This is a genomic window from Nocardia sp. Tas62D01, assembly GCF_055232035.1.
This window is the reverse complement of sequence record NZ_JBUYUZ010000001.1, coordinates 8,807,037-8,820,831: the sequence shown is the minus strand read 5'-3', so window position 1 is coordinate 8,820,831 and position 13,795 is coordinate 8,807,037. Positions and strand designations below refer to the sequence as shown.

Below are 13,795 nucleotides of genomic sequence, written 5' to 3'. Positions count from 1 at the left end.
GGTCGGCCGGGAGAAATGGATCGCTGATGGGATGTCGTGCCTGCCGCATGACGGCGTGAGCACCGATTCATTAGGTCGCCGACGTTCTCCCGCACGCTGCCGGATTTGGTGTCCGACAACGATGAAGAGGGAACAGCTGTGCTGCTGGTCGGTGATGACTGGGCCGAGGACCACCACGATGTCGAGCTGATGGATGAGGCCGGGAAACGGCTGGCCAAGGCTCGATTACCGGAAGGGATCGCCGGGATCACCCGGCTGCACGCCATGATCGGTGAACACCTCGGCGACGACGCCGATGCCGCGCGGGTACGGATCGGGATCGAAACCGATCGTGGCCCGTGGGTCGCGGCGTTGATCGCGGCCGGCTACACGGTGTACGCGGTGAACCCGTTGCAGGCGGCCCGGTTCCGGGAACGCCGCAGCGTTTCGGGTGCGAAGAGCGATGCCGCCGACGCGCATACCCTTGCCGACATGGTCCGTACCGACGCGCACCAGTTGCGTCCGGTCGCCGGGGACAGTCCCGCCGCAGAAGCGGTGAAAGTTGTTGCGCGAGCACATAAAACGTTGATCTGGGAACGCACCCGCCACACGCAGCGGTTACGGTACGCGTTGCGGGAGTACTTCCCCGCCGCTTTGGAAGCGTTCGACGACCTCGACGCTCCCGACGCCCTGGAGCTGCTCGGCAAGGCACCCGACCCGGCCGCCGCGGCGCGGTTGTCGCTCAACCAGATCCGGGCCGCGCTGAAGCGGGCCGGCCGCCGCGGCGACCTCGACGCTAGAGCCGCCCGTATCCAGGCAATCCTGCGCAGCGAGCAGCTGGGCCGCAACCAGGTCATCGCGGCGGCCTACGCGGCAGGGACCCGCGCCGCGGTCGCGGTCCTGGCCACCCTCGACGAGCAGGTGAAAGTCCTGCAAGGGGAGGTCGAGGCCCATTTTGGCCGGCACCCGGCCGCTGAGATCATCTTGTCCCAGCCAGGACTGGGCAAGATCCTCGGCGCCCGGGTGCTCGCCGAGTTCGGGGACGACCCCACCCGCTACGCCAGCGCCAAGGCCCGCAAGAACTATGCCGCGACCAGCCCCATCACCCGCGCCTCGGGGAAAATGAAGGTCGTCGCGGCCCGGTTCGTGCACCAGGACCGGCTCGTCGACGCGCTGATGGCCCAAGCATTCAGTGCGCTCAACGTATCGCCGGGAGCCCGCGCCTACTACGACAAGCAACGCGCCCGCGGCCTAGCCCACCGTGCCGCCCTGCGTCAGGTCGCCAACCGGCTCGTGGGCATCCTCCACGGCTGCCTCAAATCCGGAACCCTCTACAACGAGACCACCGCCTGGACACACCACACCCAAGATCAACAAGCCGCAGCTTGACAAGCTAAGCCCTGGGATGTCTCAAAGCGGCCCACGCGTGGTGCGGTGCGCACCTGCTGCGCGACTTGCGGTCGATCCACGATGCCGATCCAGCCGGGCAGGTATGGGCGAAAGCGATGATCGACTGCCTGCTCGACGCCCACACCGCCGCTGGCCGGGCCCGCGCCGCTGAGGCATCGGCTCTCGACGCCGACACCCTCACCGGGATCCGCCGCGCCTACGCCGGTGCGATCGGGCTGGGCCGCGACGACAACCGTGACCGGAAAACTACCTTGGCCGCCGACGCCCGCAAGCTGGTGGCCCGGTTCACCCGCTACGAAGACATGATCTTGCGGTTCGCGACCGACCTGACCGTCCCGTTTTCGAACAACGAAGCCGAAAGAACGCTCCGACCAGTCAAAATACAGCAACGAACCAGTGGTGGAGCATGGCGAACCCTGCAGGGAATCACCGACTTCGCGATCGTCACTTCCTACCTCGACACCGCCCATAAATGGGGCCTCGACAAACTCGACGCCCTCACCCAACTGTTCACCACCGGTCCGTGGCTACCGCCTGCCCTCACACCCGCAGCCGCCCCATAACCACGCACGCATACCACACCGACCACCGAAAACCTCACCACCCCAGGTGAATAGCTACGATACGTCCAGCGCAAGAGGAATTCGGGATCACCTACCGGGCGCGAGCCCCACGGTGACGGAGTGCCAATAGTAGTCGTGGGAGTGACGCCCCACCAGGGAGAGCGGGAAAGCCGTTCACAGGGCCAAGTGGCACAGGTGTCGAGGTTATCCGGATAGATGAGGTATGCGTAATGCAGAGAGCCGAAGTCCTGAGGGAGATCATCCATGAACGCGGTAAGAGAGGATTGCCACTGGAGAGATTGTATCGGCACTTGTTCAACCCGGAGTTGTATCTGCGTGCCTACGGCAAGATCTACCGAAACGACGGTTCCATGACGCCCGGCTCTAATCAGGAGACCGTGGATGGCATGAGCCTGAAGAAGATTCAGGCGATCATCGAAGCGCTGCGGTATGAGCGCTATCGGTGGTCCCCGGTAAGGCGTGTATATATCGACAAGAAAGGATCGCCGAAGAAACGCCGACCCCTGGGTCAATGCCACTTAGCTTGACGTGTTTTCGCAGGTCATCGGCATGATTGCGATGTAGTGCCAGCTGGTTGGTCTGTGAGACTGGTTGGTGTGGAGCGTTTTTGGGCGTGTCGGTGCCGGATCGTGTCGGTGCTGGGGTTAGCGTCGCCGACGTGGTGGATGTGGGTGCGGTGTCGTTGATCGATCAGGTGTCGTTGGGTGTGTTGACCGCTGTGGTGGACCGTGATGCGGTGGAGATGGCGATTTCCGAGCACGGCAAGGCGCCCAAGCGTCGTGGTGGGACGTTGCCGCCGCATTTGGTGATGTATTTCGTGGTCGCGTTGGCGTTGTTCGCAGGTGTGGACTACGAGGGGGTGATGCGGAAACTGGTTGGGCCGCTGCGGCTTTGGCGTTGTTGGGATCCGAAGTGGAGTTTGCCGACCTCGGGTGGGATCACCCAGGCCCGGCAGCGGCTGGGGTTCGAGCCGATGAAAACACTGTTCGAGCGGATCGCGGTGCCGGTGGCGTCGCGGCTGACCCTGGACGCGTTCTACGCGCGACGCAGGCTGGTCTCGATTGATGGCATGGTGTTCGACGTGGCCGACACCGAGGCCAACGCAACGGAATTCGGTAAACCGAGCAAGGGAGTGTTGCCACAGGCACGGGTGGTGACGTTGACCGAATGCGGCTCGCATGTGAGCCTGGGCGCGGTGATCGGGCCGGTCGTGGGCAAGGGCACCGGTGAACGCACCGCCGCGGCCGAACTGATCTGGTTACTCGAACCCGGCATGATGTTGGTGTGTGACCAGGGGTTCTACAGTTTCAAACTGTGGTGCCAGGGCGCCGACACCGACGCCGACCTGTTGTGGCGTCTCGGTGACATTATGGACCTGCCGATCGTGGACCGCCTCGGTGACGGCTCCTATGTGACACTGCTTTTCGCGCCCAAAACCCCGGCGAAAATGCGGGCCGAGCTGCTGGAGGCGGCCATAGCCGGGGAGGAGTTGGACTGGGACCGGACTCGTTTCGCCCGCGTCATCGAGTACGAGATCACCGACCGTGGCGAAGGCGGTGAGCTGATCTGCCTGCTCACCACCATCCTCGACCCGCACGAGGCACCCTCGCTGATCCTGGCCGAGGCCTATCACCAACGCTGGGAACACGAAGCCGCGAACAGGCAAATCAAGACGCAGCTCCGCGGCCCCGCCAAAACCCTGCGCTCGCAAACCCCGGACATGGTCCGCCAGGAAATATACGGATTCCTCATCGCCCACTACGCGATCTGCTCGCTGATCTGCCGGGCCGCGGTCGAGACCGGCATCGATCCCGACCGCGTGAAGTTCACCCAGACCGTCCGACTCGCCCGCGACACCATCGCAGGCCCGGACGGTTTTTCCCCCTGACCGCCAACTCGAGCTCCACACCGAACTCGCCGAACAGATCACCGCAAAACGCCACCTCAACCCCCGCCGCCACCGCTCCTACCCCCGCGTCGTCAAACGCGCCAGACACAACAGCTTCCGAGTAAAACGCAAGGCAGACAAGGGAACCCGTCACACCGGACCCGCTACCATCCGGCTGGCCAACCAAAGCTGCATCACGCCGACACAACGACGACCATCCGCAAAACCGCCGGTCACAGCTCTACAGGGGGCGAGCTAAGCGGCATTGACCCCTGGGTCTGCCGTCGTGGTCGGATAAGCTGTTGCAGGAAGTGATCCGTTCCCTGTTGGAAGCGTATTACGAGCCGCAGTTTTCCGAACGTTCTCACGGCTTCCGGCCGGGGAAGGGCTGTCACACCGCTCTGACGGAAATATCGCAGTCGTGGCGCAGTATGACGTGGTTCGTCGAGGGAGATATCTCCCAGTGTTTCGACCGGCTCGACCATGGGGTGCTGCACTCCATTCTGGTCGAAGACATTCACGACAACCGTTTCTTGCGGTTGATCGACGGACTGCTCCAGGCTGGATATCTAGAGGAATGGCGTTACCACGATACATTGAGTGGCGCACCGCAAGGAGCGTTATGCGCAGCTGCGCATAACGCTCCTTATGAACAGCGCTGGGTTATGCGCAGTGTCGGTCGGTATGGCCTGATGACAGCGATTTCAGGGGTCGATCACTGCGCATAACCGCAGTGCTGGTTCATAGGCTGGTGAGCCAGTTGAGTAGTCCGGTGTCGTGGTTCCATTCGGGTAGTTCGTCGGTGACGATTTCGCTGTAGGCGGCTTCGAGGGCTTTGCGTTTGGCCTCGGTGGAGGCGCGGGCGTAGATCTCGGTGGTGGTCAGGTCTACGTGTCCGAGGATGTCGCGGATGTAGGGCAGCGGGACGCCGGCCTCGTAGAGGTGCATGGCCTTGGAGTGGCGCAGGGTGTGCGGGCCGAGGTGTGCGCCGGTCAGTTCCGGATCGTCGGCGCGGGCGCGGTATTTGCTGATGATCCAAGCGATTCCGCTGCGGCTGAGCTTGTTGTGATGCTGGTTGGTGAACAGTGGATGCTCGTCGTGGCCGCGGGTGTCGAGGCCGTGTTCGGTCAGGTAGGCGTTTAGCAGGGCCGTGGTGTTGTCGCCGAGCGGGACGTGGCGGATTTTGCGGCCCTTGCCGGTCAGCACCGCCAGGGCCGGGGGTTGCAGGCGGATGTCGCCGACGGTCAGGTCGGTGAATTCGGAGACTCTGGCGGCGGTGTCGTAGAGGGTGGCCAGCAGGGTCGCGTCGCGGCGGCCTGGCCGGGTGGACCGGTCGGGGCCGGTGAGCAGGCGACGGGTCTGGGCGACGGTGAGGTGATGGACGCCCGGTTGGGCCTTGCGTTTGGCCGGGACTGCGAGGATGTCCTGGCAAGCGGCCATTCGGGCCGGGTCTTGGGATTGCAGCCATCGGAAGAACGAACTGACCGCGGCCAGGCGCTGGTTGCGGGTCGAGATGCTGTTGTGCCGTTGTGTTTCCAGCCAGTCGAGGAACGCGGTGATCGCGCCGGCGTCGATGCGGTCGAGGGTGAGTTTGTCGGGCGGGATGGATTTGTGGTCGCGGAACCAGGCGATCAAAAGTTTGAAGGTGTCGCGGTAGGAGGCGATCGTGTTGGGTGAGCAGCCGCGCAGCCCGGCCAGGTGTGAGGTGAGGAACCGGTGCAGCAACACCGCGAAATCAGTGGCCATCACGAGGGCCTTCCGTGACAGGCGGGACGATGTCGCCGTAGGCGTGTTGGATGTGGGCGGCGATGTGCGGGTAGGACTCGGCGGTCAGCCTCAGGTAGTAGTCGGTGTCGGCGACCGACGAATGCCCCATGTAGGTCTGCAGGATCGGTAGCAGCGCCGCGACATCCTCGCCGTGGGCGAACCAGGCCCGAAGATTGTTGACTGCCATGGTGTGCCGCAGATCGTGGACGCGCGGGCCACGGCCCCGGCCGCCGTGGGGGATGCGGGCCTGCCAGAGGAACCGGCGGAAGTTCTTGTCGATGTTGCCGATCGTCAGCGGGCGTCCGGTGGTGCCGGGGAACAGCCAGTCCGCGCCGGTGCGCCCGGCCACTTGGTCGTAGTAGTCGGCCAGCCGCTCACGCAGCGGTGCGCTGACCGGGACCTGCCGGTCTTTGCCGCCCTTGCCGTCGCGGATGGTCAGGACCCCGGCCTCGAGATCGACGTCGCCGAAGGCCAGCAGTCGGGCTTCGGAAGCACGCAGCCCGCAGGCGTAGATCGTGCGGAACAACACCGGCATGACCAGGTGCCGGAACGGGACCTGGGAGTCGTAGTGGCAGCGGTCGGTCTGGGCGAACACCGCGGCCAGCTCTTGGTCGGTATAGATGTGCGGGACGTAACGGGCGGGACGGGGCAGTGCCCCAGCGGGCAGGACGTAGGCCGCCACGCCCCGGCGGCCCAGCCAGCGGGCCAACTCCCGCACCGGCGCGGCCAAGCCATGCAGGGTCGACGGAGTGACGTCGCGTCGACGGGCGGCTGCGATCCATGCCTCGACCGAGGCCTGGGTGGGTGCCTGCTGGCCGGGGAACCGGGCTGCGGTGAACGCGGCGAACCGGATCAGCACCCGTTCCTCGGCGCCGTATTTGTAACCGGTGGCGCGTTTTTCGGTGACCAGAGCACCGATCGCCTCGGTCATCGTGATGTCGGCGTTCATCGCGTCACCCCATGCGTGGGCTCGTCCGGGTCCAGCGCGCACTTGGCCAAAAGGCCCAGAGAGGATTTCAGATAGACACCAGTCGACCGGACGTCCTGGTGACCGAGGATGTCAGCGATCTGCTCGACCGGTGTGCCGCTTTCCATCAGCCGGGTCGCCAGCGAATGCCGCAGAGAGTGCATGCCGTGTCGGCGTTTCTCGCTCACCGGAACATGCGCTGCCCGAGCATGTTTGACCAGAATCTGATGTAAATGGTCCTGATCGGAGAACGGGCCGATCGGGGCCATATGCCGCACGAACACCTGCGGATGCTCACAGTCGGGCCGGCCGTGGCGGATGTAATCGATCACCGCCCAGCCGACATCTTTCAGCAGCGGCAGCCGCACTCGGTGACCAGTCTTGACCTGCGTCACGAACAGGCGGTTGCCCGGCCAGTCGAAGTCGGCGAACTCCAGCCGTTTGATGTCGACGCCGCGCAGCCCGAGCCTGGTGATCAGCAGGATGATCGCGTAATCCCTTTTCCCGCACGGGTTGTCCCGGTCGATCGCTTCCACGATCCTGGCCACCTCGCCTGGACCCCACACCGACGGGATCCTGGCGTGGCGGGACGAGCGTGCCGCTGGCACCGCCTCCAGACACGCCTCGTCGACCAAGCCGACGGCGGAGGCGAACCGCAGGAACGACCGCACCGCACAGAGTTTCTGCTCGACGGTCTTGAACTGGTATCCGGTCAGTGTGGCGACGAACGCCCCGATCATGGCGGCGTCGCAGCAGCCTAACCCTCCACGGGTGCCGGTGAACGCGACGAATTCCCCGGCCAGCGTCCCATAAGTCCGCACCGTCGACACCGAACGCCCAGCCGAGCGCAGCTGCGCCTGGAACCGGGCCACCGTCTCAATGCCGGCCTCGTCCAGCTTGCTCACCGACCGGCTGTAGCGGCGCAGCACCGCCCCGTGGACCGCGTAATCGTCCAGCATCGCAGCGACCCTGAACAGATACACATCGGTTGGCTTCAGTGTTCCGGCCTGCTCCTTGCCGAAGAACCCGCACGCGTCGTCGACCCACGCCATCGCCCCATCCAAGAAAAACTCCTCGACACCCCGTGCAGCGAAGTACTTTTGCATCCGCCGCCAGCACCCCCGGTACCAGACCAGCGTCGATTCCTTGTAGCCCAGACGCTGCAACTCCGCTTCCAGGCCCGACACCAACGCAGACAACCTCGCCATGACAACCGACCTCCGATCATGCCCGGCCCGGCACCATGCCGGACCTCCTGATCAGAGGATCCACGCGTTATGCGCAGTGATCGACCCCTGAAATCGCTGTCATCAGGCCATACCGACCGACACTGCGCATAACCCAGCGCTGTTCATAAGGGGGTATTTTGAGTCCTTTGCTCTCCAACATCTATCTGGACCGGTTGGACAAGTACGTCGAGACAACACTTCTGCCCGCCTTCAACCGGGAGGCTTATTCATAAGCCTGTCCCGCAATCGGCTGTGGCATAGCAACTCTCGTGGCCTGTGTGGCCGGTGAGACGGTGATCGCACTGCTTGATACGTCGGCGCGTCGCAGCCGAATTGGCAACGGCCCTCATGTATCTCAGTTCGTGGAGTTACGAAGTCTACGAGCGAGAACGAGGGCCGTTGCGGTACAAGGCTATTACGGGGCTGACCGATGGGCAACTGACGGAACTGACTGCCCGGGTACACGAGACCGTCGGCGGGTTCGAGTCGGCCGGTCGCCCTTACGCGTTGAGCTTGTTCAGGTCTGTCGCTTTGGTGGTGTCGTTGATGCGCAGAAACCTCGTCCAGGATGTCGCGGGCGCGTTCTTCGGGATCAGTCAGTCCACGGTGAGCCGCCGCTGGGATCTGCTGCGACCGGTGATCGCTGACGTACTCGAAGAGTTCGTTCCCAACCCCCGCGACGTCATCGGAGTCGGGTCCGTGCTGGTGGACGGCACAATCTGCCCGACCTGGGACTGGTCGGCGATCCCGGACCTGTTCTCCGGAAAAACCCAGTATCCGGGGTTCAACATCCAGATCGCCGCCTACCTCGACGGCAGGCTCGTCGCGGTCGGCATGACGATCGTGCACGGCGCCCGACACGACGCGCACGCATACGCCGCCTCCGGACTCGCCGACCTTCTCGCCGAGATCGACACTGTCGCCGATTCCGGTTACGTCGGTGTCGACGGAATCGATCTGGTGCCCTACAAGAAACCTCCGGGCCGCGAACTGCACGAGAGCCAGGCCGCGTTCAATACCGCACTCTCCGGAATCCGGGCCGCGGTGGAGCGAGCCGTCGCTCACCTGAAGACCTGGCGCATGCTCAGCGAGGAAGGCGGCCGCTACCGCGCGCCAGTCCACAAATTCCCCTCTGCCCTGAAAACGATAGTCGCACTGCACTTTTTCGCGGAGGCTTATGAATAACGCTCCGGGGAGCCCGGCGCAGGCCGTATCTGCCGTATATGCGGGTGCACAAGGCAGCATGGAAGCTGGAGAAACGTGGTCAACGGGAGGAAGCGCGGCAGTTGCGTCGTCAGCTGCAACAACTTCCCTCTCATGACCCGAATGATCCGGGTTTCCGCCGGCTGCACTATATCCGCTATGCCGACGATTGGTTGCTGGGATTCTCCGGAACACGGCGGGAAGCCGAATTGATCAAGGAACAGGTCGGTAGGTTCCTGCGGGATCGTTTGAAGCTGGAACTGTCCGAGCCGAAGACCCTGATCACCCACGGGCGGACACAGGCCGCTCGATTTCTCGGCTACGAAATCGTGGTCCACCACAACGACGCCAAGCGCGATCGGAACGGTCACCGCTCGATCAACGGGCAGATCGGCCTGAAAGTGCCGATGGATGTCGTGCGGGGAAAACGCAAACCCTATCTGCGCCGCGGTAAACCTGCTGCTCTGCTCGCGCGTGCGCACGATTCGGACTTCCGGATCGTCGCGCGCTATCAGGCGGAGTTCCGGGGCATCGCGGAGTATTACCAGCTGGCCTACAACCGGCACCGTCTCGGCCTGCTGAGATGGATTATGGAACGGTCTTTGACCAAGACGCTGGGACATAAGAACAAGATCAGCGTCACCAAGGTCTGGAACCGTTACCGGTCCACCTGGCAGACGCCTGCCGGTCCCCGAAGGGGACTTCAGGTCGAAGTCGAACGCGGGAACGGAAAGAAAGCCCTGGTCGCTCGGTGGGGCGGAATATCGTTGGCCCGCAGGACCATGAGGGTAACCCTCAAAGACGAACTCCCGGCGGTATGGAGGAAGCGCTCCGCAGAACTCATCGACCGGCTCATGACCGGCCGCTGCGAACTCTGCAAGAAATACACGGACGTCGAAGCGCACCACATTCGGCGACTGAGCGACCTCCCCTCGGAGAATGAGGCTGAGCAGCCCGACTGGGCAAAGCAGATGGCATCACGCCGCCGCAAAGCCCTTATCGTCTGTCGCGACTGCCACAAAGACATCCACAACGGATGTTCCACCCGGCAGGATTCGAGGAAAACGGCACTGGAGAGCCGGCTGCGGTCATAAGTCGCACGCCCGGTTCGGAGGGGGGCCGTCGGAAAAGGAGCCGCGCACGCGGACACCTCGCCGACGGCCTACCCAGCTGGGCCAGGTGATCGGACACCCGAGGGCCGGGAGGTACGCGTGATGCGGGAAGCCGAAACGGTACTGGGTGTCCTGCGTGAACGCGGAAGGCGCGGCCTGCCGCTGGAACGACTCTATCGTCAACTGTTCAACCCGCAGTGGTATCTGCTGGCCTACGGGCGTCTGTATTCCAACAAGGGGGCCATGACGCCCGGACCCGACGGCGAGACCGTCGATGGCATGTCCCTGGGCAAGATCGGACGCATCATCGATGCGTTGCGTCACGAGCGCTACCGGTTCAAGCCCGTCCGTCGCACCTATATTCCCAAGAAGAATGGGAAGAAGAGGCCGCTGGGGCTGCCGTCCTGGTCGGATAAACTTGTCGGCGAAGTGATCCGCCTGCTTTTGGAGGCGTATTATGAGCCGCAGTTCTCCGATCTGTCGCATGGGTTTCGGCCGAATCGTGGCTGTCACATCGCATTGTCGGAAATAACGCGTCGCTGGACCGGCACGACATGGTTCATTGAAGGCGACATCGCCGACTGCTTCGGATCGCTCGATCACGAAATCGTGTTATCCGTGCTCTCGGAAAGAATTCACGATGGCCGTTTCCTTCGGTTGCTGCGTAACATGCTGCAAGCCGGATACTTGGAAGATTGGATAAGGCGGGATTCTCTCGCCGTTGCTCGCCAATATCGCGCTGTCGGCGCTGGACGATCACTTCGACCGGCAATGGCATGACGAAATGGGAAACGCGAATCAGCGGGCCAAGCGCAGGAGGAAAGGCCAAGGCATCTGGCGACTCGTTCGCTACAGTGACGATTTCGTCCTGGTGGTGTTCGGTAACCGCCATCATGCCGAGGAACTGCGGGAGGAAGTGTCGGCCGTGCTCGCCCCGTTGGGGCTGCGGCTGGCGCCGGAGAAGACCGCTGTGGTCCACATCGATGAGGGATTTGACTTCCTCGGCCACCACATCCGCCGCCAGCGGAAGCGGGGGACGTCGAAGTACTGCGTCTACACCCAATGCCACTTAGCTTGACGTGTTTTCGCAGGTCATCGGCATGATTGCGATGTAGTGCCAGCTGGTTGGTCTGTGAGACTGGTTGGTGTGGAGCGTTTTTGGGCGTGTCGGTGCCGGATCGTGTCGGTGCTGGGGTTAGCGTCGCCGACGTGGTGGATGTGGGTGCGGTGTCGTTGATCGATCAGGTGTCGTTGGGTGTGTTGACCGCTGTGGTGGACCGTGATGCGGTGGAGATGGCGATTTCCGAGCACGGCAAGGCGCCCAAGCGTCGTGGTGGGACGTTGCCGCCGCATTTGGTGATGTATTTCGTGGTCGCGTTGGCGTTGTTCGCAGGTGTGGACTACGAGGGGGTGATGCGGAAACTGGTTGGGCCGCTGCGGCTTTGGCGTTGTTGGGATCCGAAGTGGAGTTTGCCGACCTCGGGTGGGATCACCCAGGCCCGGCAGCGGCTGGGGTTCGAGCCGATGAAAACACTGTTCGAGCGGATCGCGGTGCCGGTGGCGTCGCGGCTGACCCTGGACGCGTTCTACGCGCGACGCAGGCTGGTCTCGATTGATGGCATGGTGTTCGACGTGGCCGACACCGAGGCCAACGCAACGGAATTCGGTAAACCGAGCAAGGGAGTGTTGCCACAGGCACGGGTGGTGACGTTGACCGAATGCGGCTCGCATGTGAGCCTGGGCGCGGTGATCGGGCCGGTCGTGGGCAAGGGCACCGGTGAACGCACCGCCGCGGCCGAACTGATCTGGTTACTCGAACCCGGCATGATGTTGGTGTGTGACCAGGGGTTCTACAGTTTCAAACTGTGGTGCCAGGGCGCCGACACCGACGCCGACCTGTTGTGGCGTCTCGGTGACATTATGGACCTGCCGATCGTGGACCGCCTCGGTGACGGCTCCTATGTGACACTGCTTTTCGCGCCCAAAACCCCGGCGAAAATGCGGGCCGAGCTGCTGGAGGCGGCCATAGCCGGGGAGGAGTTGGACTGGGACCGGACTCGTTTCGCCCGCGTCATCGAGTACGAGATCACCGACCGTGGCGAAGGCGGTGAGCTGATCTGCCTGCTCACCACCATCCTCGACCCGCACGAGGCACCCTCGCTGATCCTGGCCGAGGCCTATCACCAACGCTGGGAACACGAAGCCGCGAACAGGCAAATCAAGACGCAGCTCCGCGGCCCCGCCAAAACCCTGCGCTCGCAAACCCCGGACATGGTCCGCCAGGAAATATACGGATTCCTCATCGCCCACTACGCGATCTGCTCGCTGATCTGCCGGGCCGCGGTCGAGACCGGCATCGATCCCGACCGCGTGAAGTTCACCCAGACCGTCCGACTCGCCCGCGACACCATCGCAGGCCCGGACGGTTTTTCCCCCTGACCGCCAACTCGAGCTCCACACCGAACTCGCCGAACAGATCACCGCAAAACGCCACCTCAACCCCCGCCGCCACCGCTCCTACCCCCGCGTCGTCAAACGCGCCAGACACAACAGCTTCCGAGTAAAACGCAAGGCAGACAAGGGAACCCGTCACACCGGACCCGCTACCATCCGGCTGGCCAACCAAAGCTGCATCACGCCGACACAACGACGACCATCCGCAAAACCGCCGGTCACAGCTCTACAGGGGGCGAGCTAAGCGGCATTGCGTCTACACCAAGCCGTCCAAGAAGGCGATCCAGTCGGTCAAGGACAAGGTGAACGTGAAAACATACAGGTCGACCCGCCACATGGACCTCGACGAACTGATCCTCGGTGTGAACAGGTCTCTGGCGGGGTGGGCGAACTACTTCAGGCACGGAGCGTCCAAGGCCACCTTCACCGCGATCGACTCCCACACGTGGAATCGACTGATGCGCTGGACGAGGGCCAAGTACGCGGGCAAGACCGGCCTGTCCATGAAAGAACTCCGACGCCGCTTCTGCGACACCGGGTGGAGGTTCGCCCACAACGGGGTCGTATTCACCGGCGCCTCCAGCGTCGCAGTGACCCGCTACCGCTACCGCGGCAGCGTCATCGCGACCCCGTGGACACTGAAACCGGCAGCCGCCACGAGCAGCTGACCAGCGGCCAAGACACGTGGAGAGCCCGGTATGTGGAATATCCCGAGCCCCGGATTATGCCGAGTGGACCGTAGCTGCTCGGCATAGTCGCAGGTCACTGTGATGGTGGTGGTCGCGGGCTCGGCATATTCAGAGTGCTTCGAGGAAGGCGAGCAGGGTGTCGTTGGGCCGATAGCGTCCGGGTGGTGTTGAGGGCGGGGCGATCCGGGCGAGAGCTTTCTCCTTCAGGGCAAGGTCGGCGTGCAGGTAGATCTGGGTGGTCTCGACGCTTTCGTGACCGAGCCAGAGCGCGATGACGGAGGTGTCGACGCCGCTGTGGAGCAGCTGCATGGCAGCGGTGTGGCGCAGGGTGTGGGGTGTGACATGTTTGACGTGCAGTGATGGGCATTGCTGGGCCGCGGTGGCGGTGTGTTTGGTCAGCAGCGAGGCGACCGCGTCGGTGCTCAGGGGGTGCCCGCGGCGGGTGGGGAAGACGGGATCGGTGGGACCACAGTCGTTTTCGTGAAGCCAGTTGGTGAGTGCGGTGATGGTGTG

At 63.6% G+C, this 13,795-nt stretch carries 14 protein-coding genes and 1 pseudogene; 11 read left to right on the top strand and 4 right to left on the bottom strand.

Annotated features, from left to right (window positions below):
* Window positions 1–138: 138 nt before the first annotated feature.
* The 5 genes and pseudogenes from ACV7NQ_RS42915 to ACV7NQ_RS42895 all read left to right on the top strand — a co-directional run bounded on the left by ACV7NQ_RS42915 (window position 139) and on the right by ACV7NQ_RS42895 (window position 4,589).
* The gene (locus ACV7NQ_RS42915; RefSeq protein WP_463365766.1) at window positions 139–1,368 is read left to right on the top strand and encodes an IS110 family RNA-guided transposase; all 1,230 of its coding nucleotides are present in this window, start codon (window positions 139–141) and stop codon (window positions 1,366–1,368) included.
* A gap of 23 nt (window positions 1,369–1,391) precedes the next feature.
* Window positions 1,392–1,952: pseudogene (locus ACV7NQ_RS42910) on the top strand (IS66 family transposase); the annotation flags it as partial.
* A gap of 284 nt (window positions 1,953–2,236) precedes the next feature.
* Entirely contained in the window at window positions 2,237–2,500 is a 264-nt protein-coding gene (locus ACV7NQ_RS42905; protein ID WP_463364718.1) for a hypothetical protein, read from the top strand.
* Window positions 2,501–2,586: 86 nt separating this feature from the next.
* Window positions 2,587–3,861 (top strand): IS4 family transposase, encoded by a 1,275-nt coding sequence (locus tag ACV7NQ_RS42900; protein ID WP_463365544.1) that lies wholly within the window; start codon window positions 2,587–2,589, stop codon window positions 3,859–3,861.
* Window positions 3,862–4,133: 272 nt separating this feature from the next.
* The gene (locus tag ACV7NQ_RS42895; RefSeq protein ID WP_463366030.1) at window positions 4,134–4,589 is read left to right on the top strand and encodes a reverse transcriptase/maturase family protein; all 456 of its coding nucleotides are present in this window, start codon (window positions 4,134–4,136) and stop codon (window positions 4,587–4,589) included.
* A gap of 13 nt (window positions 4,590–4,602) precedes the next feature.
* Here ACV7NQ_RS42895 and ACV7NQ_RS42890 read toward each other — a convergent pair whose 3' ends face one another.
* The 3 genes from ACV7NQ_RS42890 to ACV7NQ_RS42880 are packed head-to-tail and all read right to left on the bottom strand — an operon-like array spanning window position 4,603 to window position 7,803.
* Window positions 4,603–5,607 carry a tyrosine-type recombinase/integrase gene (locus tag ACV7NQ_RS42890; RefSeq protein ID WP_463366016.1) on the bottom strand — a complete coding sequence of 335 codons (1,005 nt, stop codon included), beginning with the start codon at window positions 5,605–5,607 and terminating at the stop codon, window positions 4,603–4,605.
* Window positions 5,597–6,577 carry a tyrosine-type recombinase/integrase gene (locus tag ACV7NQ_RS42885; protein ID WP_463364544.1) on the bottom strand — a complete coding sequence of 327 codons (981 nt, stop codon included), beginning with the start codon at window positions 6,575–6,577 and terminating at the stop codon, window positions 5,597–5,599. Before ACV7NQ_RS42885 ends, ACV7NQ_RS42890 begins: the two co-directional genes overlap by 11 nt.
* On the bottom strand, window positions 6,574–7,803 hold the full coding sequence (locus ACV7NQ_RS42880) for a site-specific integrase (RefSeq protein ID WP_463364545.1): 1,230 nt from the start codon (window positions 7,801–7,803) through the stop codon (window positions 6,574–6,576). Before ACV7NQ_RS42880 ends, ACV7NQ_RS42885 begins: the two co-directional genes overlap by 4 nt.
* 369 nt (window positions 7,804–8,172) lie before the next feature.
* On the opposite strand from ACV7NQ_RS42880, the gene ACV7NQ_RS42875 reads away from it, so the two are divergent.
* The 6 genes from ACV7NQ_RS42875 to ACV7NQ_RS42850 all read left to right on the top strand — a co-directional run bounded on the left by ACV7NQ_RS42875 (window position 8,173) and on the right by ACV7NQ_RS42850 (window position 13,261).
* Window positions 8,173–9,009: a transposase family protein gene (locus ACV7NQ_RS42875; RefSeq protein ID WP_463364717.1), complete on the top strand. Its 837-nt coding sequence runs from the start codon at window positions 8,173–8,175 to the stop codon at window positions 9,007–9,009.
* A 38-nt stretch (window positions 9,010–9,047) separates the two neighbouring features.
* On the top strand, window positions 9,048–10,121 hold the full coding sequence (locus ACV7NQ_RS42870; protein ID WP_463364716.1) for a group II intron reverse transcriptase/maturase: 1,074 nt from the start codon (window positions 9,048–9,050) through the stop codon (window positions 10,119–10,121).
* Window positions 10,122–10,241: 120 nt separating this feature from the next.
* Window positions 10,242–10,919, top strand: a complete 678-nt coding sequence (locus ACV7NQ_RS42865; RefSeq protein WP_463364715.1) for a reverse transcriptase domain-containing protein — start codon at window positions 10,242–10,244, stop codon at window positions 10,917–10,919.
* Window positions 10,861–11,217, top strand: coding sequence for a reverse transcriptase domain-containing protein (locus ACV7NQ_RS42860; protein ID WP_463364714.1), 357 nt, complete (start codon window positions 10,861–10,863; stop codon window positions 11,215–11,217). The genes ACV7NQ_RS42865 and ACV7NQ_RS42860 overlap by 59 nt, the downstream gene beginning before the upstream one ends.
* 86 nt (window positions 11,218–11,303) lie before the next feature.
* Window positions 11,304–12,578, top strand: a complete 1,275-nt coding sequence (locus tag ACV7NQ_RS42855; RefSeq protein WP_463365544.1) for an IS4 family transposase — start codon at window positions 11,304–11,306, stop codon at window positions 12,576–12,578.
* A gap of 296 nt (window positions 12,579–12,874) precedes the next feature.
* Window positions 12,875–13,261, top strand: a complete 387-nt coding sequence (locus ACV7NQ_RS42850; RefSeq protein ID WP_463366029.1) for a group II intron maturase-specific domain-containing protein — start codon at window positions 12,875–12,877, stop codon at window positions 13,259–13,261.
* A 129-nt stretch (window positions 13,262–13,390) separates the two neighbouring features.
* Here ACV7NQ_RS42850 and ACV7NQ_RS42845 read toward each other — a convergent pair whose 3' ends face one another.
* Window positions 13,391–13,789 (bottom strand): tyrosine-type recombinase/integrase, encoded by a 399-nt coding sequence (locus tag ACV7NQ_RS42845; RefSeq protein WP_463365886.1) that lies wholly within the window; start codon window positions 13,787–13,789, stop codon window positions 13,391–13,393.
* Between the last annotated feature and the right edge of the window lie 6 nt (window positions 13,790–13,795).

Excerpts from the sequence above, each read along its gene's own strand:
- ACV7NQ_RS42890 (WP_463366016.1), bottom strand. The coding sequence starts at position 5,607 with ATGGCCACTGATTTCGCGGTGTTGCTGCACCGGTTCCTCACCTCACAC.
- ACV7NQ_RS42885 (WP_463364544.1), bottom strand. The coding sequence starts at position 6,577 with ATGAACGCCGACATCACGATGACCGAGGCGATCGGTGCTCTGGTCACC.
- ACV7NQ_RS42880 (WP_463364545.1), bottom strand. The coding sequence starts at position 7,803 with ATGGCGAGGTTGTCTGCGTTGGTGTCGGGCCTGGAAGCGGAGTTGCAG.
- ACV7NQ_RS42875 (WP_463364717.1), top strand. The coding sequence starts at position 8,173 with ATGTATCTCAGTTCGTGGAGTTACGAAGTCTACGAGCGAGAACGAGGG.
- ACV7NQ_RS42870 (WP_463364716.1), top strand. The coding sequence starts at position 9,048 with ATGCGGGTGCACAAGGCAGCATGGAAGCTGGAGAAACGTGGTCAACGG.
- ACV7NQ_RS42865 (WP_463364715.1), top strand. The coding sequence starts at position 10,242 with ATGCGGGAAGCCGAAACGGTACTGGGTGTCCTGCGTGAACGCGGAAGG.